Genomic DNA, 23,011 nt, shown 5'->3' with positions numbered 1-23,011 from the left:
AAGCTTGTCGAAGCCCCTTTCTTCTCTAAAGAGCAAAGACGGCCCTTCGACAAGCTCAGGGCGAACGGAAGAGGCGAAATGACCGCAACCCCTGCATGGCCGCCACAAAGCGCGCCGCGCCTGCATGTCGAAACGCAACTGGGCGACGGCATCGCCGTGCCGGTGGACGGCAACCCGGCGCATTATCTGATCAGCGTCATGCGGGTGAAGCCGGACGACATCGTGCTGCTGTTCGACGGGCGGTCGGGCGAATGGGCGGCGCGGGTGCGCGACATGCGCAAGCGCGACCTGGTGCTGGAATGCGTGCGACAGACCAAGGCGATCGAGCATGTGCCCGATTTCTGGCTGTGCTGCGCGCCCATCCGCAAGGGGCGCATCGACCTGATCGCGGAAAAGGCGTGCGAGCTGGGGGTCGCGAAATTACAGCCGGTGCTGACCCGCCGCGCCGTGGTGGACAAGCTGAACCTCGACCGGCTGCACGCGCATCTGGTGGAGGCGGCGGAGCAATGCGGGCGCACGGCGCTGCCCGAACTTGGCGGCCTCATCAAGCTGGAGGCGCTGCTGCGGGACTGGCCGGAGGACCGCTGGCTGTTCTTCGCCGATGAAACGGGCGGCGCACCCCTGGCCGAAGCGCTGCCCGCGCATCAAGGGGCCGCAGCGTTCCTGATCGGGCCGGAGGGCGGCTTCGACCCGGCGGAGCGGGATGCGATCCGGGCGGTGACAAGGGCGGTGCCCGTGTCGCTGGGCCCGCGCATCCTGCGGGCCGAAACGGCGGCGATCGCGGCGGCTTCGGCCTGGATGACGCTGAACGGCGACTGGGGCTGATAGCGCGCTCCAGCCTAGGCAGGAGTATTGCCCTCTGCGATAGCCGCCTCAAGTTGCATTCCGAAATGGGATTGCGGCCACGCCAAGCGCAACCTATTTGTCGCGGGCGCAGCGATGTTGACGCGCAAGGGGGACAGGCTAAGCCGTGGCATGAGCACCAGAACCGACTCAGGGGAGAATGATCCCGTCATAGAGAGCCGCGACCAGCTGCTCGCCGCCTTTTCCAAGGGGGAAAAGCCGCAGGAACGCTGGCGGATCGGCACCGAACATGAAAAGTTCGTCTATGACAAGGGCGATCGCCACGCCCCCTCCTATGACGAGACGGGCGGCATCCATACGCTGCTGATCGGCCTGACCCGCTATGGCTGGAGCCCGGTGTTCGAGGGCGAGAATATCATCGCCCTGTCCGGTCCCGACGGCACCGTCAGCCTGGAGCCGGCGGGGCAGCTGGAGCTTTCCGGCGCGCCGCTGGAAAATCTGCACCAGACCTTCGCCGAAACGCAGCGGCATCTGGAACAGGTCAAATATGTGGGCGACATGCTGGGCCTGGGCTTCCTGAGCCTTGGCATGTGGCCCGACAAGACGCGCGGCGAATTGCCCATCATGCCCAAGGGCCGCTACGACATCATGCTGCGCCACATGCCGCGCGTCGGATCGCTGGGGCTGGACATGATGCTGCGCACCTGCACCATCCAGACCAATCTGGACTATGGCAGCGAAGCGGACATGGTGCAGAAATTCCGCGTCAGCCTGGCGCTTCAGCCGCTGGCCACCGCGCTGTTCGCCAATTCCCCCTTTACGGAGGGCAAGCCGAACGGCTTCCTGTCCTATCGCAGCCATATCTGGTCCGACACCGATCCGGCGCGCACCGGCATGCTGCCCTTCGTGTTCGAGGACGGCTTTGGCTATGAACGCTATGCCGACTATGCGCTCGATGTGCCGATGTACTTCGTCTACCGCAATGGCCGCTATATCGACGCGGCGGGCCACAGCTTCCGCGATTTCCTGGACGGGCGGCTATCCGTCCTGCCGGGCGAGAAGCCGACCGAGAAGGATTGGGAGGACCATCTTTCCACCGCCTTCCCCGAAGTGCGGCTGAAAAGCTTTCTGGAAATGCGCGGCGCGGACGGGGGCGCGACGGATCGCATCACGGCCCTGCCCGCCTTCTGGGTCGGGCTGCTCTATGATCAGGGCGCGCTGGATGCGGCGTGGGATCTGGTCAAGGACTGGTCGATGGACGACCGGCAGGCGCTGCGCGACGCGGCCCCGCGCCTTGCCCTGGGCGCGCCGCTGCCGGGCGGGCGCGTGTTGGGCGACATAGCGGGCGAAGTGCTGGCGATCGCGCGCGGCGGCCTCAAGGCGCGGGCGCGGCTGGATGAAGCGGGCAAGGACGAGGCGGACTATCTCGCGCCGCTGGACGAGATCGCGGCGTCCGGGATCACCCATGCCGAACGGCTGCTGGAGCGCTATCATGGCGCATGGGCTGGCGATGTGAGCCGCGTCTATGACGAGGAAAGCTATTAGGCGCCAGGCTATTCGGCAGGCTGTAGCGCGGGCTGCTTGCGGCCCGTCACCCAGGCGAAGAAGCGTGGCACGGGTCCGTTGCGGTCCATCCACGCGCTATAGGCGCGATAATCGGGATCGGCGGACAGATGCGCTTCCTCGGTGCGGGCGCGCCAGTAATAGACGGCGTTGGTCACCGCCAGCATCGCGCAGTTGCGCACCATGTCGGTAAGGCTGCCCGACACCGCCAGGAAGGGCAGCGCCGAAAACCACCAGAAGAGGTTCTTCGACAGATAGGCCGGGTGGCGGGTCCAGCGATAGGGCCCGTGCGTCAGGATGCCGCGATGGGTGAGGTTGGAAAAGCGGATGCCGAACGCCACCGTCGCCCAGGCATAGATGGCCGTCAGCAGCACCAGCCAGCCGCCCAGCAGCCACTGGAGCGCGGGATAGCCCTGCGTCCACACGTCCCATTCCGCGCCGCCCGCATGATAATCGAGCGGCCCGCCGGAACCCATCAGCACGAAGGGCGGATAGCAGATCAGCGCCGCCACCCATCCCGCCAGCGCCGGATTGGCGGAGCGGATGTGCGAATCCAGCGGCTTGCACGTCAGCAGATAGCCGACCGTCGCCATGCAGACGTCGATCATGAACATGATGGCGATCAGGAAGGCGGTCAGCTTCACCGGGCCGGCAAAGGCATGATCGATGCGCCAATCGACGACGCTGGCGAAATTGCCCGGCACGATGGACAGCATGAAGGCGAGAAAAAAGCCCTTCACCGCCCATGCGCGCGCATGATTGGCGACCTGCGCCATGTCAGGCTTGCCCGCGGCGCCGCCGATCACCCACTGGCCAAAGGCATAGGACGCATCCCTGGCATCGGTCAGCCGCCGGTCGATCCACAGAACATAAGGGATAGAAAAGGCAAGCAGCCACGGCGCGGCGGCCATGAAAAGTTTCATGGAGAAACGGTAATTGCCGCTCCAGTACCAGCGCGCCACGCAATAGAAGATGGCGATGGCGAGCCAGGTCGCCCACAGCCCCGCAATCTTGACGAGGCTGACATCCAGCACCTCTCGCAGCGGCCGGGCCGGTGCATCCCAGTTCATCCCGGTAGACGGGTTGCGATGCACCTTGTCCGCCAGCAGGGACCAGAGCACCATCGGCAGGCCGCAGGCGAAGACGGCGGCAAGACCCGCATAGGGTCCGTTCATCCCATAATGGCGCGCTACCAGGGTCCAGGCGGCAAGCCCGGCAAGGCCCGCAATCCCGACGCCATGGCTGACGGCGGAAGGCGGGCAGGGATCGGCGGTCTTGTCCATGGCCGCCGCTTATGCGGGAAATTGGTAAGCAAGCCGTGAAGGACCGGGACCGCCCTTTACAGAACCGCCGTGATCAGCCCCAGCGCGGCGGCCTCGTTCGCTTCCAGATACCAGTTTTCCGGCGCGCGCCTGAGCACTTCGTCCAGCGTCACCTGCGAGCCCGTGATCAGGTTCGCAAAGCCTTCATTCTGGATGGCGATGGACGCTTCGATCTCATTGAGCGCGGCCTTGAGCGGCGCGATGCAGGTGGACAGCGGCCCTTGAAGGGGAATGTCCTTCGTGATGATGCGTTCATGGATCATCAGGCGGGTGCCGCGCGTCAGATAACGGTTCTCCGTCGCGAAAAAGCCCATGAAGGTCGCGCCCGCCGAATAGACGGCCGTCTTGCCCAGGAAGACAAGCCGCCGTCCGGGCTGCATTTCGGAATGGAAGCGGATATCCTCCCCCATCATCCGGGCGATTTCCGGGTCTCCGCCCAGCGTGGATATCTCCACCACGACGAGGCCGTCCTGCGGCGCGGCGGCCAGCCTTTCCTTGAAATGAATATACATGCCATGGTCGACATATCCGGCAAGGCGGATGGCGGGTTCGGCAAAATCCCTGGGCGACAGCATCGGTGCTTGTATCGGCATCGCGCGGTTCATCCTTGATCGAAGAGGAAACAGGGCAGCATTACGCACGGCGCGGCAAATGGTGCCACGGCCACGCGCTTTTAGCTGGCGCGGCGGGGAAGAGGCTGTAAAGAACAGATCATGACCAAAGGGCGCGGGGCATGATAGCGAAACTGAAAGGGCGGCTGGACAGCACCGGCATCGACCACGCCATCATCGATGTGGGTGGCGTCGGCTATCTGGTCGGCGCGTCATCGCGCACGCTCGCGGCGCTGGGACCGGCCGGGGAAGCGGTGACCGTGCATACCGAAATGCTGGTGTCGGAGGATTCGGTCCGGCTGGTGGGTTTCGCGCGGGCGGAGGAGCGTGACTGGTTCCGCCTGCTCACCGGCGTTCAGGGCGTGGGATCGCGCGTGGCGCTGGCCATATTGTCCGCGCTGGAACCCGTGGAACTGCACCGCGCCGTGGCCACGGGCGACAAGGCGATGATCGCGCGCGCGAACGGCGTCGGCCCCAAGCTGGCCCAGCGTATCGTCAATGAATTGAAGGACAAGATCGGCGCGGCCCCCGGCGCTGGCGGAGCGCTGCCCGGCGGCGCTGCCGTACCGGTCATGGCCGGAGGTCACGGTGCGGACGCCCTGTCCGCGCTTCAGAATCTGGGCTTCCGACCGGCCGAGGCCAGCATCGCCGTCGCCGCCGCCGAGGAGGAACTGGGCGAAGGCGCGACGCTTGACGCGCTGGTCCGCCTCGCGCTGCGGAAGGCGGCGAAATGACGGCCCGCCTTCTTCCCTGCCATGCTGAACTTGTTTCAGCATCCATTGCGCCTTGGGCGCCGAGGGGGAACGATGAAGGAGCCTTGCGTCTATATCCTCGCCAGTCAGCCTTGTGGGGCTTTGTATATCGGGGTGACTTCGAACCTGCCGGGGCGGCTGGCGCAGCATCGCGCGGGGGCGATTCCGGGTTCCACGGAGCGTTATGGCGTGCACCGGCTCGTGCGGGTCGAAGCGTGCGATGCCATGGAGCGGGCGATCTTGCGGGAGAAGCAGCTGAAGAATTGGCGGCGGCAAGGGAAGATCAATTTGGTCGAGCGCGAGAATCCGGCGTGGGTGGACCTGGCGGTTGGGCTGGGGTTGCCGCCGTTGGACCGGAGCGTGGGGCGCCATGGATGCTGAAACAAGTTCGGCATGACGTTGTGAGTGGGGCGGAGCGCGCATGAGCGAGGAAAGGCTGATCGCCTCTACCCGCCGCGCGGAAGATGCCGACGCGGCGCTGCGGCCCAAATCGCTGGACGAATTCATCGGCCAGGAAGCGGCGCGGGGCAATCTGCGCGTGTTCATCGAGGCCGCGAAGGCGCGCGGCGAGGCGCTGGACCATGTGCTGTTCTTCGGCCCGCCCGGCCTGGGCAAGACGACGCTGGCGCAGATCGTCGCCAAGGAGATGGGCGTGGGATTTCGCGCCACGTCCGGCCCGGTGATCGCCAAGTCCGGCGATCTGGCGGCGCTGCTTACCAATCTGGACGAAGGCGACGTGTTGTTCGTCGACGAGATCCACCGCCTCAACCCGGCGGTCGAGGAAGTGCTTTATCCGGCGATGGAGGACCGTGCGCTCGACCTGATGATCGGCGAAGGTCCCTCTGCCCGGTCGGTGCGCATAGACCTGCCGCATTTCACCCTGGTCGGCGCGACGACGCGGCAGGGGCTGCTGACGACGCCGCTGCGCGACCGCTTCGGCATTCCGGTGCGGCTGCAATTCTATACGGTCGATGAGCTGGAGCTGGTGGTCCGCCGCGCAGCGCGGCTGCTTGACCTTGCGATCACATCCGACGGCGCGATAGAGATTGCGCGCCGTTCGCGGGGCACGCCGCGCATCGCCGGGCGGCTGCTGCGGCGCGTCCGCGACTTCGCCAACGTCGCCGGGGCGGAAGCGGTGGACGCCAGGGTGGCCGATGCGTCGCTCAGCCGGCTGGAGGTCGATCAGCTTGGCCTCGACCTGATGGACCGGCGTTACCTGATGATGATCGCCGACATCTATCGCGGCGGCCCCGTGGGCGTGGAAACGCTGGCCGCCGGTCTTTCCGAACCGCGCGACACGATCGAGGAAGTGATCGAACCCTATCTGATCCAGCTTGGCCTGATCGCCCGCACCGCGCGCGGGCGCTGCCTGAACGGTCCGGGGTGGAAGCATCTGGGGCTCAACCCGCCCGCCACGGCGCAGGACGGCCTATTCGACTGAACGGGCGTGGAAAAAGCGTGGCCGTTACGGCAAGGCCCCGTTATAGGCGGGCAACGAGAGGCGCGGTGCGTACGCGCCCGGTGCAGGAGGCAGGCTTGCAGGCGATCGAACGGTTCCCCAATCTGGTGACGATGTTCTTCGCCCGGGCGAAGAACAAGGGCGATCTTCCCTTCCTGTGGCGCAAGGTGAACGGCCGATGGCAATCGCTCAGCTGGACCGAGGTCGCGCATCAGGTCGCGTCGCTGGCCACCGCATTGAAGGCGCAGGGCCTGAAACCCGGCGACCCGGTCATGCTGGTGAGCGAGAACCGCCCGGAATTCTGCATCGCGGACCTGGCGATCATGGCGGCGGGCTGCATCACCGTGCCGACCTACACCACCAACACGACGCGCGATCACCAGCATATCCTGACCGACAGCGGCGCGCGGGCGGTGATCGTGTCGACGGCAAAGCTCGCCCAGGCGCTGATGCCCGCCGTGCTGCGGTCGCGGGCCAGCTTCGTCGTCGGCATAGAACCGCTGAGGGGCGGACAGGGCGACATATCCTGCCACCTGTGGAGCGACCTGATCAACGGGCACATCGCCGACCCCGACGCCTGCGCCGCCGAACAGACGGCGGGGCGCGAGGACCTGGCCTGCATCATCTATACTAGCGGCACCGGCGGCGCGCCGCGCGGGGTGATGCAGCATCATGGCGCGATCCTGTGCAATATCGAAGGCGCGGGAAAGCTGGTCGTCGAGGATTTCGGCTGGGACAACGAAGTGTTCCTGTCGTTCCTGCCCCTGTCCCACGCCTATGAGCATAGCGGCGGCCAGTTCCTGCCGATCATGCTGGGCGGGCAGATCTATTATGCCGAAGGGCTGGAAAAGCTCGCCAGCAATATCGAGGAGACGCGCCCGACCATCATGGTGGTCGTGCCCCGCCTGTTCGAGGTGCTGCGCACCCGGATCATGAAGTCGATCGAAAAGCAGGGCAAGTTTCCAACCTGGCTCATGGAACAGGCGCTCAGGATCGCGGCGAAGGAGCAGCAGGGCCGCAAATCCATCATCGACCTGCCGGTTAAGGCGCTGCTGGCGCGCACGCTCAAGCCCAGGATCGCAGCGCGCTTCGGCGGACGGATGAAGGCGCTGGTATCGGGCGGTGCGCCGCTGAACCCCGATGTCGGGCTGTTCTTCGACGCGATGGGGCTGACGCTGCTCCAGGGCTATGGCCAGACCGAAGCCGGCCCGGTGATCAGCTGCAACCGGCCAAGCGCTGGCATCGCCATGGATACGGTCGGCCCGCCGCTGGACGGGGTGGAGGTGCGCATCGCCGAGGATGGCGAGATATTGGTGCGCGGCGAACTGGTCATGCACGGCTATTGGCGCAACGAAGCCGACACCGAACGCGCGTTGAAGGACGGCTGGCTCTATACCGGCGACATTGGCGAGATTGACGAGCGCGGGCGCATCCGTATCACCGATCGCAAGAAGGATCTGATCGTCAATGACAAGGGCGACAATGTGTCGCCGCAGAAGGTCGAGGGCATGCTGACGCTACAGCCGGAAATCGGCCAGGCCATGGTCCATGGCGACCGGCGGCCGCATCTGGTGGGGCTGATCGTTCCCGATGCGGAATGGACGCGGGAATGGGCGGCCGCCAAGGGTCAGGCGGTGGAGGATGCGGAAAGCGATCCCGCTTATCAGGCCGCCCTGCGCGCCGCCGTCGAGCGGGTGAATCACGACCTGTCCGTGACGGAGCGGGTGCGGCGCTTCATCCTGGCGGACGAGCCCTTCACCGTCGCCAATGGCGAGATGACCCCATCGATGAAGATCCGCCGCCACGTCATCCGGGCGCGCTATCAGGACCGGCTGGACGCGCTTTACAAGGCTTAGCACCGATCAACATTCAGGAGCGATGGTGGTTTTTCGTGGCCCGGCGCGCAGCGTAGTTAAGGTATGTGAGCACCGAAGCGCGAAGAACCGCCATTTGCAGGCCGCCACAACTGAATGTTGATCGCTTCTGGCCCGGTCTCAACGCGCCGGAGTGCGATAGGGCGTGAAGGACCCCAGCGCGCATACGCCGGTCACCATGCCGTTCGTCAGGTCAGCGCTGCGGGCCAGATCGCCCCGGCAATATTGCGATCCGAACGGCCTGACCACCAGAGTATCGCCGCGCGACAGGCCGGGGCAACTGCCGATCAGATCGTTGCGATAGACCAGCTTTCCGCTCACCCGGTAAAGGAGCACGCTGTCGCTGATCGCGGTCAGGCTGGCCTGGGGATAGCGCGAGATGCAGTCCACAGGCTCGCCCGCGACCTTCCCCGCCAGCGCCGCCTCCAGCCGGGCGGCCTGCTTTTCGGTCAGGCGCGGCGGCTCGCTGCTGCCGCCCGCGCAGGCCGCCAGCATCAATGGCGCCAACATCATCCATCCACGCATGGCCATTCTCCCGCATCTCTGTTCAGGAAGGATGCCGCGACAACGCATGAGCATCAGGCGATATCCTTTGCTTCCCGCCGCCGGGCGAGTTCTTCCACATTGGCGGCGCGCAGGAAGACGTTGGTGGCGCGCTCCTGCCCGATGGTGGTCGGCACCGTCGCTTCCCCCCGGCTGCGGGCTGCGTCGACATCGGCCATGCGCGCGGCGATCGCCTGATTGTCCGGCTCCACCGTCAGGCCGAAGCGCCCGTTCGACTGGGTATATTCATGCGCGCAATAGACCTGCGTGTCGTCGGGCAGGCCAGCGAAACGCTGCATATTGGCGAACATCTGCGCCGCCGTGCCTTCGAACAGGCGGCCGCAGCCCATGGCGAACAGCGTGTCCCCGGCGAACAGCAGCCGGTCGGCCGCCAGATGATAGGCGATGTGCCCGGCGGTATGCGCCGGCACCTCCATCACCGTGGCGGCGTGGCTGCCGATGGAGACGCTGTCCCCCTCCCCCACCAGCCGGTCGAGCGTGCCGATCTTCTCCGCTTCGGCCGCGGGACCCGTTATCGCGCATCCAGTCGCCGCCTTGATCGCCGCATTGCCCCCAACATGGTCGGGATGCCAGTGGGTGTTCCAGATCTGCCCGATCGTCCAGCCCCGCTCCTCCGCTTCCTTCAGCACGGGATCGGCGACGGCGGGGTCGATGACCACCGTGTCCCCGCCAGCATGATCATGCATCATCCAGACATAATTGTCCTTGAGGACGGGGATGCGAACGACCTCCAGCACGGCTTACCAGACCCCGCTATTGGGCATGGACAGCCAGGGTTCGGCAGGCTCCAGATAGCCGTCCTGCAACAGTTCGATGGAGATATTGTCCGGCGTGCGCACGAAGGCCATGTGCCCGTCGCGCGGCGGCCGGTTGATCGTGACGCCCGCATCCATCAGCCGCTGGCAAACCTCATAGATATTGTCGACGCGATAAGCGAGATGGCCGAAATTGCGCCCGCCCTCATAGCGTTCCGGCGCGCTGCCGTCCTGCGGCGGCCAATTGTAGGTCAGTTCGACCTGTGCGTCCTCATCGCCCGGCGCGGCCAGGAAGACGAGCGTGAAGCGTCCCTGCTCATTGTCGATGCGGCGCTGCTCCTCCAGTCCCAGCAGGTTGAAGAAGGCGACCGTGCGATCGACATCGGTCACACGGATCATGGTGTGGAGATATTTGGTCATTCAGGCTCCGTTCGTCGCCGTCCAGCAACGGTTCATCTCTAAGGGTGCAGGAACATGCTCAAGATAGGGTGGCATGGACGGCGACGGAAGAGGAGATGGCGATGGGCATGGACATGCGTGACAAGGTGCTGCTGGGATGCGCCGGACTGCTGGCGATCGGGATCGTGAGCGGCGGCTATCTGCTGGGCGACGGATTGAAGCGCGCCAGGGCCGCCGACCGCTCCGTCACGGTTCGCGGTCTGGCGGAGCGCAACGTCACCGCCGACCTTGCGACCTGGACCATCAGCTATTCGGCGACCGGGTTCGACCTGCCCGCGGTACGCGCTGAGATCGACAATAACACCAGGGAGTTGAAGGCCTATTTCGCCGAGCTTGGCTTTCCCGCCAATGCGCTGACGCCGACCGGCGCGGGCGTGAACCAATATATCAACAACGGCGTCAACACGATCACCATTTCCCAGCGCATGCTGTTGCGCACCAACGACATAGCCCGGGCGCAGCGCGCCGTCGCGCAGCAGTTCGACCTCGTGCGGCGCGGCGTCACTTTGCAGGAGGGGTCGGGCATGCGCTACAGCTTCACCAAGCTGAACGACATCAAGCCGCCGATGGTCGCCGCCGCCACCAAGGACGCCCGCGCCGCCGCCGAGCAATTCGCGCGCGACAGCGGGGCCAGCGTCGGCGGGATCAAGAGCGCCACCCAGGGCTATTTCTCGATCGACCCGCGCGACGGCGAAGCCGATGGCCAGAGCGATACGCCCTATAAGAAGGTGCGTGTCGTCACGACCGTGGATTTCTACCTGGATTAGGGATCGCTCTCCGGGGGCGAGCGCGATCCCGCTCCTGCCGTCAGTCGTCGCCGATGATAGCGCCAGCGGTGCCGCCGATCACCGCGCCTTCGACCGTGCCGAGCCCGGTGGCCGCTCCAACGGCCGCGCCGCCCGCCCCGCCGATCAGCCCGCCGCGCGTCGCGCCGTGCGAACATGCGCCCAGCGTCATGGCGCCCGCCAGCAGCAGGGCGATGGCGGACAGCTTTCCTCGATTGCCTTGCATATCTTCATCCTTTCCTGTGAACCGCATGGCCCGCGAACGGAAAGGGACAGGGCTATGTTCCGTAAGGAAGTTTTGCTGGCCCTGGTCAGCGGGCGGCAGCGGCGGGCAAACGCGCCAGGCTTTCGGCGGCCGCCTTCCCCGCAGGCGATGCCGGAGCGATCTTCACCGCCCGCTGCCAGGCGGACCGCGCGACATCCTCATGATCGGTGAGGATAGCAATATTCCCCTCCTCCAGCGCGACGGAGGCGTCGTCCGGCGACATCTGGACCGCCCGCGCGATATGGGCCTGCGCCAGCCTCAACTCCCCCGTCCGCCGCGCCAATGTCGCGGACAGCAGCCATGCGAGCGGATCCTGCGCGGCCTGGACTGTCGCGACATCCAGCGAGTCGCGTGCGCCATCCATGTCGCCGAGCGCCACCAGGGCGCGGGCGCGGTCCAGATGAAGCTCGCCCTTCTCCAGCCCGTCCGGCAGCCCGCGCGCCAGCGCCGCGTCAAAGCTGGTCCGCGCTTTGGCCGCGTCCCCGCCCGCCAGCGCCGCATTGCCAGCCTGCGCCCACAATCGCGCGCTTTGCGCCATGTCGCCGCCCCGCTCCGCCTCGTCCGCCGCCTGTTCGAAGGCGACGATGGCAGGCGCCCAGCGCTCCGCCCGCGCATAGGCGAAGCCCAGGCAATGACGCGCGTAGAAGCTGCCGCCTTCCAGCCGCCACTTCTGCGCGAAGGCAATCCCCTGATCGGGGGAGTCGATCGCCTGATCCAGACAGGCCTGGAAGGGCTTGGCAAACTTTTCCGGCACGGGGATGCGCCCATCAGCGCGCACGGCCTGCGCCGGAGCCGCCGAAGAAGCGGCGGGAGCGGCGGCTTCCTTGCGCCGCCGGTTCATCACCACTTCCACCTCCGGGTCATAGGCTTGCGGCGTCAGCAGCAGCAGCGGCAATAAGATGGCCATCAAAGACTGTCCAAAAGGCTGGCGACGGTGCGGATCAGCAAAGCGATATCGGCGTCGCGGGAAAGGCGATGGTCGCCATCCTTAATCAGCAGCGTCTGCACATCGGATGAACGCAGCTGCCGCGCGATCCGCAGCGCGATCTCCCAGGGCACGTCGGGGTCCTCCTGCCCTTGCAGAAGGCGGACGGGGCAAGAAATGGCGATCTCTTCCTCCAGCAGGCGCAGCGCCTGCCCCGATTCCCAGAAGGCCAGCGTGGTAACATAGGGCTGATCGCCATAGGGCGTGGGCTCGGCGATCCGCCCCTCCGTCCTGAGCAGCGCCTTGTCGGCATCGGTGAAGCCCCATTCGGTAAAGTCCGGCGCGGCGGCTATGCCCACCAGCCCCGCCACCCTCTCAGGCCGGGCCAGCGCGATCAGCAGCGCCAGCCAGCCGCCCATGGAGGAACCGGCGAGCAGCACCGGCCCCTGCGTCAGCGAATCGATCAGCAACAGCGCATCGTCGCGCCAGCTGGCAAGCGTCCCATCCTCGAACCGTCCCTCGCTCGCGCCATTGCCGCCATAGTCGAGCCGCAGCATGGCCCGGCCGCTCTCCGCCGCCCAGGCGTCCAGCGCAACCGCCTTGCCGCCCTCCATGTCGGACATATAGCCCGGCAGGAACACGATCACGGGTCCGGCGCCGGGGCGGTAGCGATAGGCAAGCCGAAGCCCGTCAGGCCGCGCGAAAAAGGATGGCGGGGCGAATACGGGTTGCTGCACAAAGGCTCTCCAGCGCAGTTTCGGTCGAGGGTCCGGTCCCTGCCTTAAAGCGCGGCGAGCGGAAAACCAAAGCAGAAGAAAAATAAAGGGCTGCGCGATTGACAGGGTGAAAACCAACGGCTAATCGCGCCCACCTACCCCGTGCCCAGATGGCGGAATTGGTAGACGCACCAGCTTCAGGTGCTGGCGATCGCAAGGTCGTGGAGGTTCGAGTCCTCTTCTGGGCACCATTTGTTCTTCCGAGGACATCCGAGAGCGTCCAAAAACGGCAGATTTCCGCCGTTTTTTGTGCTATGACCGTCCGGTCAAATCCGGGCTGTTCCGGCACCAATCGGGAACAAAGTTGGTATTCTTGATGGTATCGGTGGCCCCTGATGGACAGGGACGATACCATCATGGGAAAGCTTTTCGCGACGACCGTCGCCAACGCCAAACCGAGGGAGCGCGACTACAAGCTGTCCGACGGCGAAGGCCTCTACCTTCTCGTCAAGGCTAACGGCCGCAAGCTGTGGCGACTCAATTATCGCCATCTCGACAAGCAGCGGACGCTTTCCTTCGGCGCATGGCCGGAGGTCAGCCTCGTCGATGCGCGCGGACAGCGCGACGATGCGCGTCGGCTGATCGCCGCGGGCCGTGACCCGTCGCATGAAGCCAAGCTCGCCGCCGCCCGGGAGAAGCTGTCCGAGGAGAACAGCTTCAAGCTGGTCGCCGAGGAATGGATCGCCAAGAACGAACGCGAGGGGATGGCGGAGGTCACGCTGAGCAAGGTCCGCTGGCTGCTCGCCAAGGCCTATCCCAAGCTCGGCAACCGCCCGATCGCGAAGATCACCGCACAGGAAGTGCTCGCCGTGCTCCGCTCGATCGAAGCCACCGGCCGTTATGAAAGCGCGCGCAGGATGCGCAGCGTGCTCAGCCGGATCTTCCGGTACGCGATTGCCACGACGCGCGCCGAGTACGACCCGGCCCGCGACCTTCGCGGCGCGCTTACCGTTCCCAAGGTAAAGCACCTCGCCGCGATCACCACGGGCGACCTCGGCGATCGCTGCCTTGATGCCGCTCGACGCATACCAGGCGCTGAGGTCGCCGCTGTTGAATCCCTCCGCGCGCGCATGAAGAAAGCTCGACATGGCCCCATTGCTCGCGCGGCAGCCGCCTGAATATCCGCACTGGACAAGATCGTCGTCCATCGCGTCTGCCGGGAACTTACGCACCAGGGCCTGGTCGCGGCGCTGTAGACCGGAGAGGATGCGCGGCTACGTCTGCTTGGGTCACGCCAGCGAAGCCCTGTTAGGATTCCCGAACCAGCAGGACCTCCTTCACTCGAAAGCCGCTATGCATTCGACTTCCAGCGGGGCACCCAGCGCCAGCCCGTCTGCGCCGAACGCGCTACGCGCGGGAAGACGCTTGCCCTTGAAATAGGTCAGATAGACGCTGTTGAAGCGCGGCCAATCGGCCATGTCGTCCAGCATCACCGTGCATTTGGCGACATTGGCATAACTCAATCCATTGTCCTTCAGGACCTTGCCAATGGCGTCCATCGATTCGCGGACCGCCGCGTCGAACCCTTCCTTGTGTGGGTCAAGGCCCGCCGGAACCCGACCGATCTGCCCTGACAGATAGAGGGTATCCCCCACGCGCACCGATGGCGAGAAAGGCAGGGACACGGGAAGCGGCTGTTGCGCGAAGGCGGGGGTAGCTGCCAGGAGGGCGATCAGCGCGAAAGCGGTCTTCATAGGCGGAACTCCAATGACGCACGGTCAGACAGGCGGCAGCGCCGCAATCAGGCGCTCGATATCCTTCTGGTCGTTATAGACCGATGGCGAGACGCGAAAATGATTGTCATGCAGTGACAGCCGCACCTGCGCCTTAGCCAGCGGCTCGGCGAGCACTGCCTTTGCATTGGCTAAGAGGCAGGTGAGCAACGGGACTCGCGCTTCGGGAGGCGTGATGATGCGATAGCCTTTGCGCGAAAGTTCCTCACGCAATTGCCTGATCAGCGCCTGCGCATGCGCTTGAATGGCCGGGACGCTGAGCCGGGCGATATAGTCGAGCGAATAGTCGAGCTGCGCAGGCACGGCGTGGCTATAGGTTCCGGTCGCGAAATGGCCGATGGCGCCGCCGCGCTTCATATAGGCTACCGGCCACGTGCCGGGCGGATCGAGTGGATAGACATGCGTTTCCGGTGGCGACAGGCCGATTCCCGGCGCCGCTCCCGGCTTCGCAAAGCCATAATAGCCATATTCGGTGCGGGGCAAAAGATCGGCGACGCCCCTGCGCACATAGAGGAAACCCAGCCCGAAATCCCCCATCAGCCATTTGTACGTCGCGCACGCCGCAAAATCGACACCGCTGGCGTGCAGGTCTACAGGGATGGCTCCGGCGGCATGGATGATATCGGCATAGACCAGTGCCCCCGCGGCATGGGCCAGGTCGCACACCGCCTTCAGATCATGGGTGAAGCCGTTATAAGTTGACACCAGCGACAGCATTACCAGCTTGGTGCCGGGCCTGATCGCTTTGGCCATGTCCTCCAGCGCGATGCGCCCGTCGCGCGCCGTGACCCAACGGACATTGACGCCCTGCCGCGCCATCTCCATATACATGGGGAAGGATGCGTAGAAGTGCAGCGTGTCGGTGACAATCCGGCCGCCCGCAGCCGGAAACCCCATCGCGCGCAAGACCATCTGCTCGCCCATGGTCGTGCTCTGGACCCAGGTCAACTCGTCCGCATCCGCATTCATCAGGCCGGCGAATTTGCCTAGCGGGCGGGCCATGTCCTGGCGCCTCTGGTTCTTCGCCATCGCGGCGAGCATCCGGCTTTCCACATAGGCGTCAATCGCCGCTCTGGCACCCATACTGATGGGATGGGTCGATGCATTGTCCAGATAAGCGAGCGGACCGGCAGCGAAGGACGCTTTGTCCGGCAGCACCGGCGCGGCGGGCGCTTGCATCGCTCCAGCCGCAAGCGGCATGGCGGCAACCGCCCCGCCCAGCGCCTGCCGACGGCTGAGCATCATGCCAAGATCTGATGACATGGGTCAGGCCAGCGGCTTGTGGTACGGATGAAACACGCAAGGGCGACCGGGATCGCCATCGGCACCTCCTGCATGCTGATCCATGCCCGGTGAAACGAAGCAACGGTGTCGATCCGCCATGCATTTTGATTTAGCGATCGCGCCGCCGCCGAGCCACGCCAGGTCTCGGCGGCGAGAGCCCAGTGCTGGTCCGATCCACCCCCCGCGCATCATGTCCTAGATGCTCTACGTTCGCGCCTCCGCCTGTCTGCTGCGTATGTCATAGAGTGGAAGGGGCCTTCGCCGTTGGCGCAACTCGTGCTCGCTCCCCTCTTGTTCCTGGGTTTTGCCCAGGCGGCGGTGACGATCGGCGAACTGGAAAAGGCGTCAGCGCCAGCGGCGGAGGAAAAAAAGCCCGAAAAGAACATGGAGTTGCCGCAACATCCGATCGACAAGTTTCTGGGCGCTCCCACGCCGGAAAAGCCGAAGAAGGACAAGGACGCCGAAGACAAGGACAAGCCTTCGCCCACGGCCGCCTATGTGTTCGCAGGACTATTTGCCATTCTCTACGTCGTTGGGCGCATTCTTGAAGACAGGCTGGTGAAGTCGCTGTAAAGAACGCGCCCCGTTCCAGCCGTCAGTTGGAAGGGCAAAGACTTACAACCGGACGGCGCGAACTGGAAATTCCGCGCCGAAGCATCCTGACGGAAGTACCATCTCGGCAAGCGCCGCTCACCTGTTCAAGCAGGCCCCCCTCGCACCAGTCGCAATTCACGCTTGGGCAGCCGCTTTTCTGTTGATCATCTGGATCAGGCGCAGCCGCGCGCGCATTCCGCCCAAATCCTGTTTCATGGAAATCTCGGGCGGCAGGTTTCCCTGTTGCAACGCAGTTTCGATCGCTTCAAGCGCATCGATATCCTGCGCCACCACGGCATTATTCCGTTCGACCTGACGCGCGCTCGTCACGTCATTGCCGGTATCGTAATTCCTGGAAAGAAAAGTCCAATAATGGGTGGAATGTTCACTTTCCGGGGTAAAAGCGTGATTGAAGTTGCTGTAGCCCACCGGCGCGGTTCGCCTGTCCGGGCCGCACCAATGTACATCACCAGCCCGGATCAGTCCGAGGGCAATCATCTCTGTCTGGAAACCCGCGCACATTCTTTCGCCCATGCGCGGGTCGAGAAACCGGTGATAATCGTCTTGCGATGAAAAATCGTCCCTGACGCGCTGGAAGAAGGTGCGGCCGTCATCCTCGACGAAGGCGGCTTCTTCCAAGGGCAGCGTATTATTTTTTGGATCCCCAACAATACTGGCGTGAATGTAGCTAAGGTGGCTGAGATCGAAAAGATTGTCGACAAGCAGAGTATAGCGCGCCTTGAGATGGAAATAGCCCGCCACGTCCACCCGCCAGCCGGGCATGCCGATCCCCACGAAGTCGGTCCTGGGTAGCGGCACACTGTCGGCCATGTCTGGATCGCCCATCCAGATCCACAGCAGCGGCCCTGTCTCGGCCAGCGGATATCGCGTGAGAGAGCAGTCGGGCACGCTGCGAGAGGTGGGGGCAGCGACGCAGGCGCCGTTCCTGTCGAAGACGAGCCCGTGATAGGCGCATTCGATGAGGTCGCCCAGATGCTTGCCAAGCTCCATCGGCATCATCCGGTGCGGACACAGGCCAGACAAGGCATGCGCCTTTCCCGCCGTGTCGCGAAAGAGAACGACCCTTTTTCCGAGCAGGCGGCGGCCGAGCAATGTGCCGGGCCCGACCTCCTGGGTGGTGGCGGCGATATACCACTGGTTTTCCGGCCATGGCTTTTGAGCCTCACCCAACGGGTACATCGCATCGCTCCCAGCTATTTTAAGTTCTGATAAGATCGTATCCCGCTGATCGCTGGATTAGAATGGCTTCATAGTTTTAATCTTGGTACAATCAGTCCAGATGGATCTCGTCGCTTCAATTCTCTGCGGTCTCCGCGCGGCGGCGCCCCTCCTTGCCGAAACCCGTCTTGGCGAAGACTCTGGAGTCGATCTCGCCTCCAGCGGCGGCTCGCTTTTTCACTATGTAACCAAGGGGCAAGGCTGGGTTTCGGCGCTAGGCGAAAGCCATCATGTGGGTGCAGGCGATCTGGTTCTGCTTCCCCATGGCTTGCCGCATCGCATCGCCATGGGGGAAGATCCAGTCATCTCCGGCATCCAGGATATTCTGAAACGCGATAATCTGCCGATATGGTCGCATGACAATGGCTTGAGCGAGCCGTTGTTGCTCAAAATCGGAACCGCACCGCCTGCATTGGTGATGACATCCGGGCTGATCATGTTCGATCGGCCCGGTTCCGATCAACTGCTTGCCCACTTGCCTGCCCTGATGGTCTTTCGTCGACTCGATCCGGCCATTCGCCCGTGGCTGGCGGCGACCGCTGATTTCATCGCCATTGAGCGGCAGCGGCATGTTTTCGGCTATGAAGCCATTTCCCTCAGGATCATCGAGCTGCTGCTTACCGCTGCGCTGAGGACATGGCTGGCCGAAACACCGCACGAAAGTGGCTGGCTGAAGGGGCTGAACGATCCGATCGTCTCGAAAGTGTTGCGCGCGATGCACGATCATCCGGGGCGGCGCTGGCATCTGGGCACGCTTGCCGCGGCCGGCTGCTGCTCACGTTCGAAGCTGGCGGAACATTTCCGTAGCACCATAGGCGAAACGCCGTTCGCCTATTTGACCAGATTGCGCGTGGACATCGCAAGGGACATCCTGAAAAGGACGAGGCGGTCGGTGGAGGATGTGGCGGAAAGCCTCGGCTATTCGAGTGCGCGCACCTTCGCTCGCATATTCACCGCCGTCGCGGGCGAAAGTCCCAGCCGTTACCGGATGCGCCACGCGGCAGTTTAACGCCGATATAAAGGGTGAGAGGCGGGGAGCGCGCTGCCTATCGTGGATTGGCTAAACCGGCCGCGGCGGCATCGAACTGGGGGCGGAATATAAAGCCCGCCTGCGCAAGCGCCGCTTCACACCGGCTTTCGAGCGCAAGCATGGCCTGGACTGCTGGATTTGCCTCCACATCGGCGGCATGCCGCGCGAAATGCGGATAGCTCACGCCTTCGAACCCTGCCCCGGTGCTGCGATACCATATCCAATTGAGATAAAGATCGAATACGGAAAAGGCGTCGCCCAGATACCAGCGATTTCGCGCGAACAGCGTGTCGAGCAATTCGAACCAAGGCCGCATCGCCAGTTCCGCTTTCTTCCATACGTCAGCAGGATCATCGGCAAAGAATAGCGGCATCCGCAGCCGGGTAACGACCGGGTGCAGCCCTGCCGCGATCCAGGCGAGATCACTGGCGATCCGCGTCCGCTCCGCCAGGCCGTGGCTGGTAGGCAGCAATCCGCTGTCCGGGAATTTCGCTGCAAGATAGGGAAGAATGGCAGGCGTTTCAGTGATCACAAAGCCGCCGTCCACGACCACGGGAACCTTGCCCTTGGGATTGAGGGCGAGATATTCGGGCGATCGCTGCTCTCCGGCGAAGAGATTGACGAGTTCGACGCGATAACCGCAGCCCGCGGCATTCAAAGCCGCGAGCACCACGCGGGAGCAGGCTCCGAGCCCGTGATAGACCGTGAGCGCCGTGGGGGTGGCGCCGGAAACCACGAATTGCTCCATGACTTCTATTCCTCGCTTGGGGGCGCTTCGCGGCCTGTCCTCATGTGAATCAGGATGTCGGATACCGCGGCGACCACAGCGCTGTCGGTAAAGCGCATCCTCACCAGTTCTGGATCGCTTTTGAAGACTCTGGTCTGGTGATCGAAATAATCCGTCATTGCCTGCGAAGCCATTGCGGGATCTCGTGAGCGCAGTGCTTCGAGAATGGCCTTGCGGTCACTTTGAAAGGCGGTGGACCGGCCGATCCAGTAGGACAATCCCCTGGACCTGAGCGCGCGGAGCTGAACCTGGAGCAACAGGATGATCAGCAGGCTTTCCAGCCTCGACAGGAAGGGATTGCCCGACAGCTCGCATATGGCGGTCTGAAAGCCGATGGTGCGGTTGATCACATCCTCCACCGAAGCGCAGGTGTCGAGCTTGCCCAGTTCGTCCAGCGCCTCCTCAATCCTGTCAAGGTCGGCGTCGGAGGCGGACTGCGCAACGCGCGCGGCCGAACTGGTGCCAAGCACCGCACGCACCTCCAGCACGGACAGGAGCGAGACCCGGTCAAGCTGAAGCAGCGCCTGGAGCGCGGTGGTAACGATCAACGCGGGATCGTGGCGAACATAGGTTCCACTTCCGTGGCGCACATCGACCAGACCCATCGCATCGAGCGCCCGGATCGCTTCGCGCATGGTCGGTTGGCTGACGTTGAACTCTTCGGCCAGCAGCCTTTCGGACGGCAATTTCGACGCCACGGGGTAGCGGCCTGCCAAAATCTGCTCACGCAAGGAGGCGATGATGATGTGGGAAATCTTCGTGCGGGCGAAATCGATGGTTGGCAACCCGGTTCCTCGTGCAAAATAATGGCTGATCCAGTGCTTCGGGCTATGCAGTCCGGGCAATTGGCGAGCGAGTCAATAGTGGCAGGTGAGCCTGCCGATCTTCTGGACGTCAAGGTCGACGCGGTCGCCCGGCGTGAGCCACCTGTCCATTTCCAATCCGCAACAACCGCCGACCGTACCTGATCCGAAAACCTCTCCTGCAAAGATTGTCTCGCCGCTGCTGGCGAATGCGACCATTTCATCGAAACCATGCACCATGCCGTGGATGCTGGTTTCGATCCACGGCTCGCCATTCACCCGGACGCTGACGGCCAGTCCGTTCAGTTCGGGAAGTTCGTCGCGCGTCACGATCCAGGGGCCAAGCACGTTGCAGTTGTCGTAGCTCTTGGCCTTGCAGGGCCCCAGGGCGCCCTTCATCTGACGCCACTGCACGTCGCGGGCGGAAACGTCGTTGAAGATGGTGTACCCGAAAATATGCTCATGCGCCTGGGCGAGGGGAATGTCGCGCCCGGTCGTGCCGATGACGGCCGCGATCTCAAGTTCGAAGTCGAGCCTTTGCACATCGGCGGGCCATTTTATGCGCACGCCCGTGCCGGCGACGTTCATCCGGTTCGAAAAATAGAATAGTGGATAATCGCGATAGACCTGCGCCACCGCGCCGCTGCCGATCCGGGGCTCCTCGCCCCCGCTTGCACGGGCCTCCAAAACCGCCAGAGCCGTGCCGGCGTCGCGCAGATGCTCCTCGAACACCGAAAAGTCGCGCAGTTGGACAGGGTGCGGCAAGGGCGAGACGAGCGTCACCTCCTCCAGCGCGAAACTGCCCGGCCCTTCGGAATCGGCCGCCGCGCACAGCTTCGCCAGGCCGGGGAGGATAGGAGGCCCCGCCTCGATCAGTGATTGCATCGATGTGAGGATCATAGGGTTCATTGCGCCGCTCCGCTCCGCCAACAGAGCCAGGTCAAGCACCCGCAGAAGTGAGCCGCCGGCATCGACGATCGATCCGGTGCGAGGGCGGCCGCCCTTACCGATGAAAGTGGCAAGTCTCATGATCGAACCATCCTGAATGACACTTCCCTAACATACCATGTCACCTATTTTCTGGACGAGGCTGATTTTCATGTCAATCAAATTGAGCGGAGGCTGATCAGACACAGGCATGTTGGCACCTGTCTGTATCAAGTTCTCCGTAAATTGGGCCTAATTGGCGAAATCTCGACATTCCAACCGGTCTTTTCGCCGACATTCGACATTGACAGACCCGTCCGACGATTCTAGCTAAGTCACCAAGTGACATAAATGAGAGGATGCGGGATGCCTGTTCCCTACAGCTTGACCAAAATGTACCGGACCCACCTGACCGACTATGCGGAAAAGTGGAGCGAATATTTCCATATGCGCCGCGAGGATGGCATTCTGGAAGTGAAGATGCACACCCAAGGCGGCCCGGCCAAATGGGGGCTGGAAATCCACCGCGCCTTCATCCCGGCCTTCGCCGACATCGGTCATGATCCGGAAAATGAGGTCGTGATCTTCACCGGAACCGGAGACTCTTTCCTCGCGTCGATGGACCCGGTGGGATGGAGCCGCAATGGTTTCGACAAGCCATATGACTTCAACAAGGGCTATGATTTCTGGTACAAGGATCAGGTCCACGAACCTTTTGCGCTGCTGAACCTGGAGATTCCGGTGATCGCGGCGATCAACGGGCCGTTCTTCATCCACCAGGAACTTGCGCTGCTGAACGACATCGTGATCTGTTCCGAAAGCACGACGATGGCTGACGGGCATTATACCGGGATGGGCATCGTCCCCGGCGACGGCGTGCAGACCATCTTCCGCGAACTGATGGGCATAAACCGCGCCAAATATTTCCTGCTCACCGGTCAGGTCATGAGTGCGCAGGAAATGCTAGACCTTGGGCTGGTGGGCGAAATCCTGCCGGACGACAAGCTGCTCGATCGCGCGTGGGAAATCGCGCGCACCGTATTCCTGCCGCGCGCCCGCTCGCATCGCGTCATGACCCGTGCCTTGCTGGTTCAACCCTGGCGGGAATTGCTTATCCGCGAACTGCCCTTCGGAATGGCGCAGGAATGCTGGGCCACGCACGACTATTGGCCCCTGGCCGACGACAAGAGCTATGACATGGAAAATCTGAAGCGGGCAAGCGAGGATTGAACATGGTCCGTATCGCCCACGCCAACTACCGGATACGGGACGTGGAGCCGACGCTTGCCTTCTGGGCGGCGTTGGGGCTCTCATGCACCGGATGCCTCCAGATCAGCGAAGGCTATTATCTGATCTATCTGTCCGCCCCGGGCAACGACGATGTCACCATCGAACTCACGGTGCAGGAAAATCCGCCCGAAGGATATGATCGCTCCCCCGGTGCCGGTCATATCGCCCTGGCCGTGGGCGACCTCGATGCCGCCGTGGGCCGGTTGCGGGAACAGGGCATCCCCGTAACGGTCGAGCCCTTCCACCCCGTCACCGGCAACGATCTGCGCGTGGCGTTTACGGCGGACCCGAATGGGATGAAGGTCGAACTGATCGAAGGAGATTTTCCGACGCCTCGCGACCCGATGCCGGCCTGAACGTCCAGCGTCAGGACTCGAAAGCCGTTCAGCGGCAGGTGCCGCACGGCGTAC

The 23,011-nt window shown here is 63.8% G+C and carries 26 protein-coding genes and 1 tRNA gene; 13 read left to right on the top strand and 14 right to left on the bottom strand.

What is annotated here, in order from left to right:
* Positions 1 to 78: 78 nt before the first annotated feature.
* Together ET21_RS0107530 and ET21_RS0107525 are read left to right on the top strand one after the other, a co-directional pair.
* Positions 79 to 825, top strand: a complete 747-nt coding sequence (locus ET21_RS0107530; RefSeq protein WP_030539178.1) for a 16S rRNA (uracil(1498)-N(3))-methyltransferase — start codon at positions 79 to 81, stop codon at positions 823 to 825.
* A gap of 150 nt (positions 826 to 975) precedes the next feature.
* On the top strand, positions 976 to 2,349 hold the full coding sequence (locus ET21_RS0107525; RefSeq protein ID WP_030539177.1) for a glutamate--cysteine ligase: 1,374 nt from the start codon (positions 976 to 978) through the stop codon (positions 2,347 to 2,349).
* Positions 2,350 to 2,357: 8 nt separating this feature from the next.
* On the opposite strand, the gene ET21_RS0107520 is transcribed toward ET21_RS0107525, so the two are convergent.
* Both ET21_RS0107520 and ET21_RS0107515 read right to left on the bottom strand, forming a co-directional pair.
* The gene (locus tag ET21_RS0107520; protein WP_030539176.1) at positions 2,358 to 3,650 is read right to left on the bottom strand and encodes an isoprenylcysteine carboxylmethyltransferase family protein; all 1,293 of its coding nucleotides are present in this window, start codon (positions 3,648 to 3,650) and stop codon (positions 2,358 to 2,360) included.
* A 56-nt stretch (positions 3,651 to 3,706) separates the two neighbouring features.
* Positions 3,707 to 4,282, bottom strand: coding sequence for a hypothetical protein (locus ET21_RS0107515; RefSeq protein WP_030539175.1), 576 nt, complete (start codon positions 4,280 to 4,282; stop codon positions 3,707 to 3,709).
* 140 nt (positions 4,283 to 4,422) lie between these two features.
* Here ET21_RS0107515 and ruvA point away from each other — a divergent pair, with 140 nt between their 5' ends.
* From ruvA to ET21_RS0107495, 4 genes are all read left to right on the top strand, one after another.
* Entirely contained in the window at positions 4,423 to 5,034 is a 612-nt protein-coding gene (ruvA, locus tag ET21_RS0107510) for a Holliday junction branch migration protein RuvA (RefSeq protein ID WP_021238178.1), read from the top strand.
* A 72-nt stretch (positions 5,035 to 5,106) separates the two neighbouring features.
* A complete protein-coding gene (locus ET21_RS0107505; RefSeq protein ID WP_030539174.1) occupies positions 5,107 to 5,433 on the top strand; it encodes a GIY-YIG nuclease family protein in 327 nt (108 codons plus the stop codon).
* Between the two features lie 40 nt (positions 5,434 to 5,473).
* Entirely contained in the window at positions 5,474 to 6,493 is a 1,020-nt protein-coding gene (gene ruvB, locus ET21_RS0107500; RefSeq protein WP_021238176.1) for a Holliday junction branch migration DNA helicase RuvB, read from the top strand.
* 131 nt (positions 6,494 to 6,624) lie between these two features.
* On the top strand, positions 6,625 to 8,367 hold the full coding sequence (locus ET21_RS0107495; protein ID WP_051209641.1) for a long-chain fatty acid--CoA ligase: 1,743 nt from the start codon (positions 6,625 to 6,627) through the stop codon (positions 8,365 to 8,367).
* Between the two features lie 138 nt (positions 8,368 to 8,505).
* Here ET21_RS0107495 and ET21_RS0107490 read toward each other — a convergent pair whose 3' ends face one another.
* The 3 genes from ET21_RS0107490 to ET21_RS0107480 are packed head-to-tail and all read right to left on the bottom strand — an operon-like array spanning position 8,506 to position 10,124.
* Positions 8,506 to 8,910, bottom strand: a complete 405-nt coding sequence (locus tag ET21_RS0107490; RefSeq protein ID WP_030539173.1) for a hypothetical protein — start codon at positions 8,908 to 8,910, stop codon at positions 8,506 to 8,508.
* Between the two features lie 53 nt (positions 8,911 to 8,963).
* Positions 8,964 to 9,686 (bottom strand): hydroxyacylglutathione hydrolase, encoded by a 723-nt coding sequence (gene gloB, locus ET21_RS0107485; protein ID WP_021238173.1) that lies wholly within the window; start codon positions 9,684 to 9,686, stop codon positions 8,964 to 8,966.
* Positions 9,687 to 9,689: 3 nt separating this feature from the next.
* A complete protein-coding gene (locus ET21_RS0107480) occupies positions 9,690 to 10,124 on the bottom strand; it encodes a VOC family protein (RefSeq protein WP_021238172.1) in 435 nt (144 codons plus the stop codon).
* Positions 10,125 to 10,225: 101 nt separating this feature from the next.
* Between ET21_RS0107480 and ET21_RS0107475 the strand changes: the two genes are divergently transcribed.
* The gene (locus tag ET21_RS0107475; RefSeq protein ID WP_030539172.1) at positions 10,226 to 10,930 is read left to right on the top strand and encodes an SIMPL domain-containing protein; all 705 of its coding nucleotides are present in this window, start codon (positions 10,226 to 10,228) and stop codon (positions 10,928 to 10,930) included.
* 40 nt (positions 10,931 to 10,970) lie between these two features.
* Here ET21_RS0107475 and ET21_RS0107470 read toward each other — a convergent pair whose 3' ends face one another.
* From ET21_RS0107470 to ET21_RS0107460, 3 genes are all read right to left on the bottom strand, one after another.
* Entirely contained in the window at positions 10,971 to 11,174 is a 204-nt protein-coding gene (locus ET21_RS0107470) for a hypothetical protein (RefSeq protein ID WP_030539171.1), read from the bottom strand.
* 85 nt (positions 11,175 to 11,259) lie between these two features.
* Positions 11,260 to 12,120 (bottom strand): tetratricopeptide repeat protein, encoded by an 861-nt coding sequence (locus tag ET21_RS0107465; RefSeq protein WP_030539170.1) that lies wholly within the window; start codon positions 12,118 to 12,120, stop codon positions 11,260 to 11,262.
* Positions 12,120 to 12,875 carry an alpha/beta fold hydrolase gene (locus ET21_RS0107460; RefSeq protein ID WP_030539169.1) on the bottom strand — a complete coding sequence of 252 codons (756 nt, stop codon included), beginning with the start codon at positions 12,873 to 12,875 and terminating at the stop codon, positions 12,120 to 12,122. Before ET21_RS0107460 ends, ET21_RS0107465 begins: the two co-directional genes overlap by 1 nt.
* Positions 12,876 to 13,018: 143 nt before the next feature.
* On the opposite strand from ET21_RS0107460, the gene ET21_RS0107455 reads away from it, so the two are divergent.
* Positions 13,019 to 13,105 (top strand) — tRNA-Leu (locus tag ET21_RS0107455).
* A 165-nt stretch (positions 13,106 to 13,270) separates the two neighbouring features.
* Complete coding sequence (locus ET21_RS0107450; RefSeq protein ID WP_337587953.1) at positions 13,271 to 14,032, top strand: integrase arm-type DNA-binding domain-containing protein; 762 nt, start codon at positions 13,271 to 13,273, stop codon at positions 14,030 to 14,032.
* A gap of 159 nt (positions 14,033 to 14,191) precedes the next feature.
* On the opposite strand, the gene ET21_RS0107445 is transcribed toward ET21_RS0107450, so the two are convergent.
* Positions 14,192 to 14,608: a RidA family protein gene (locus ET21_RS0107445; protein WP_030539167.1), complete on the bottom strand. Its 417-nt coding sequence runs from the start codon at positions 14,606 to 14,608 to the stop codon at positions 14,192 to 14,194.
* A gap of 24 nt (positions 14,609 to 14,632) precedes the next feature.
* Complete coding sequence (locus tag ET21_RS0107440; protein ID WP_030539166.1) at positions 14,633 to 15,892, bottom strand: aminotransferase class V-fold PLP-dependent enzyme; 1,260 nt, start codon at positions 15,890 to 15,892, stop codon at positions 14,633 to 14,635.
* Positions 15,893 to 16,195: 303 nt separating this feature from the next.
* On the opposite strand from ET21_RS0107440, the gene ET21_RS25675 reads away from it, so the two are divergent.
* A complete protein-coding gene (locus ET21_RS25675) occupies positions 16,196 to 16,504 on the top strand; it encodes a hypothetical protein (RefSeq protein WP_051768052.1) in 309 nt (102 codons plus the stop codon).
* A 156-nt stretch (positions 16,505 to 16,660) separates the two neighbouring features.
* On the opposite strand, the gene ET21_RS0107430 is transcribed toward ET21_RS25675, so the two are convergent.
* The gene (locus ET21_RS0107430; RefSeq protein ID WP_030539164.1) at positions 16,661 to 17,725 is read right to left on the bottom strand and encodes an aromatic ring-hydroxylating dioxygenase subunit alpha; all 1,065 of its coding nucleotides are present in this window, start codon (positions 17,723 to 17,725) and stop codon (positions 16,661 to 16,663) included.
* A gap of 100 nt (positions 17,726 to 17,825) precedes the next feature.
* Here ET21_RS0107430 and ET21_RS0107425 point away from each other — a divergent pair, with 100 nt between their 5' ends.
* The gene (locus tag ET21_RS0107425) at positions 17,826 to 18,773 is read left to right on the top strand and encodes an AraC family transcriptional regulator (RefSeq protein WP_030539163.1); all 948 of its coding nucleotides are present in this window, start codon (positions 17,826 to 17,828) and stop codon (positions 18,771 to 18,773) included.
* Positions 18,774 to 18,810: 37 nt separating this feature from the next.
* Here the strand turns inward: ET21_RS0107425 and ET21_RS0107420 are convergent, their stop codons facing one another.
* The 3 genes from ET21_RS0107420 to ET21_RS0107410 form a co-directional block, all read right to left on the bottom strand.
* Positions 18,811 to 19,542, bottom strand: coding sequence for a glutathione S-transferase family protein (locus ET21_RS0107420; RefSeq protein ID WP_051768051.1), 732 nt, complete (start codon positions 19,540 to 19,542; stop codon positions 18,811 to 18,813).
* A gap of 5 nt (positions 19,543 to 19,547) precedes the next feature.
* Positions 19,548 to 20,366, bottom strand: coding sequence for a FadR/GntR family transcriptional regulator (locus ET21_RS26495; RefSeq protein ID WP_051768050.1), 819 nt, complete (start codon positions 20,364 to 20,366; stop codon positions 19,548 to 19,550).
* Between the two features lie 72 nt (positions 20,367 to 20,438).
* Positions 20,439 to 21,413: a fumarylacetoacetate hydrolase family protein gene (locus ET21_RS0107410; RefSeq protein WP_030539160.1), complete on the bottom strand. Its 975-nt coding sequence runs from the start codon at positions 21,411 to 21,413 to the stop codon at positions 20,439 to 20,441.
* A gap of 264 nt (positions 21,414 to 21,677) precedes the next feature.
* Here ET21_RS0107410 and ET21_RS0107405 point away from each other — a divergent pair, with 264 nt between their 5' ends.
* Positions 21,678 to 22,541 carry an enoyl-CoA hydratase/isomerase family protein gene (locus ET21_RS0107405; RefSeq protein WP_162180691.1) on the top strand — a complete coding sequence of 288 codons (864 nt, stop codon included), beginning with the start codon at positions 21,678 to 21,680 and terminating at the stop codon, positions 22,539 to 22,541.
* Between the two features lie 2 nt (positions 22,542 to 22,543).
* Positions 22,544 to 22,957, top strand: coding sequence for a VOC family protein (locus ET21_RS0107400; protein ID WP_030539158.1), 414 nt, complete (start codon positions 22,544 to 22,546; stop codon positions 22,955 to 22,957).
* Positions 22,958 to 23,011 lie beyond the last annotated feature (54 nt).

Source organism: Sphingobium sp. DC-2 (assembly GCF_000722555.1).
Lineage (GTDB): Bacteria > Pseudomonadota > Alphaproteobacteria > Sphingomonadales > Sphingomonadaceae > Sphingobium > Sphingobium quisquiliarum.
The sequence above is the reverse complement of the archived record's forward strand: the minus strand, read 5'-3'. Positions and strand labels throughout refer to the sequence as shown.

What these genes read in the sequence shown, in the direction of transcription:
- ET21_RS0107530 (WP_030539178.1), top strand. Translation starts at nt 79, where the DNA reads ATGACCGCAACCCCTGCATGGCCGCCACAAAGCGCGCCGCGCCTGCAT.
- ET21_RS0107525 (WP_030539177.1), top strand. Translation starts at nt 976, where the DNA reads ATGAGCACCAGAACCGACTCAGGGGAGAATGATCCCGTCATAGAGAGC.
- ET21_RS0107520 (WP_030539176.1), bottom strand. Translation starts at nt 3,650, where the DNA reads ATGGACAAGACCGCCGATCCCTGCCCGCCTTCCGCCGTCAGCCATGGC.
- ET21_RS0107515 (WP_030539175.1), bottom strand. Translation starts at nt 4,282, where the DNA reads ATGCCGATACAAGCACCGATGCTGTCGCCCAGGGATTTTGCCGAACCC.
- ruvA (WP_021238178.1), top strand. Translation starts at nt 4,423, where the DNA reads ATGATAGCGAAACTGAAAGGGCGGCTGGACAGCACCGGCATCGACCAC.
- ET21_RS0107505 (WP_030539174.1), top strand. Translation starts at nt 5,107, where the DNA reads ATGAAGGAGCCTTGCGTCTATATCCTCGCCAGTCAGCCTTGTGGGGCT.
- ruvB (WP_021238176.1), top strand. Translation starts at nt 5,474, where the DNA reads ATGAGCGAGGAAAGGCTGATCGCCTCTACCCGCCGCGCGGAAGATGCC.
- ET21_RS0107495 (WP_051209641.1), top strand. Translation starts at nt 6,625, where the DNA reads ATGTTCTTCGCCCGGGCGAAGAACAAGGGCGATCTTCCCTTCCTGTGG.
- ET21_RS0107490 (WP_030539173.1), bottom strand. Translation starts at nt 8,910, where the DNA reads ATGCGTGGATGGATGATGTTGGCGCCATTGATGCTGGCGGCCTGCGCG.
- ET21_RS0107480 (WP_021238172.1), bottom strand. Translation starts at nt 10,124, where the DNA reads ATGACCAAATATCTCCACACCATGATCCGTGTGACCGATGTCGATCGC.
- ET21_RS0107475 (WP_030539172.1), top strand. Translation starts at nt 10,226, where the DNA reads ATGGGCATGGACATGCGTGACAAGGTGCTGCTGGGATGCGCCGGACTG.
- ET21_RS0107470 (WP_030539171.1), bottom strand. Translation starts at nt 11,174, where the DNA reads ATGCAAGGCAATCGAGGAAAGCTGTCCGCCATCGCCCTGCTGCTGGCG.
- ET21_RS0107465 (WP_030539170.1), bottom strand. Translation starts at nt 12,120, where the DNA reads ATGGCCATCTTATTGCCGCTGCTGCTGCTGACGCCGCAAGCCTATGAC.
- ET21_RS0107450 (WP_337587953.1), top strand. Translation starts at nt 13,271, where the DNA reads ATGGGAAAGCTTTTCGCGACGACCGTCGCCAACGCCAAACCGAGGGAG.
- ET21_RS0107445 (WP_030539167.1), bottom strand. Translation starts at nt 14,608, where the DNA reads ATGAAGACCGCTTTCGCGCTGATCGCCCTCCTGGCAGCTACCCCCGCC.
- ET21_RS0107440 (WP_030539166.1), bottom strand. Translation starts at nt 15,892, where the DNA reads ATGATGCTCAGCCGTCGGCAGGCGCTGGGCGGGGCGGTTGCCGCCATG.
- ET21_RS0107430 (WP_030539164.1), bottom strand. Translation starts at nt 17,725, where the DNA reads ATGTACCCGTTGGGTGAGGCTCAAAAGCCATGGCCGGAAAACCAGTGG.
- ET21_RS0107425 (WP_030539163.1), top strand. Translation starts at nt 17,826, where the DNA reads ATGGATCTCGTCGCTTCAATTCTCTGCGGTCTCCGCGCGGCGGCGCCC.
- ET21_RS0107420 (WP_051768051.1), bottom strand. Translation starts at nt 19,542, where the DNA reads ATGGAGCAATTCGTGGTTTCCGGCGCCACCCCCACGGCGCTCACGGTC.
- ET21_RS0107410 (WP_030539160.1), bottom strand. Translation starts at nt 21,413, where the DNA reads ATGAGACTTGCCACTTTCATCGGTAAGGGCGGCCGCCCTCGCACCGGA.
- ET21_RS0107405 (WP_162180691.1), top strand. Translation starts at nt 21,678, where the DNA reads ATGCCTGTTCCCTACAGCTTGACCAAAATGTACCGGACCCACCTGACC.
- ET21_RS0107400 (WP_030539158.1), top strand. Translation starts at nt 22,544, where the DNA reads ATGGTCCGTATCGCCCACGCCAACTACCGGATACGGGACGTGGAGCCG.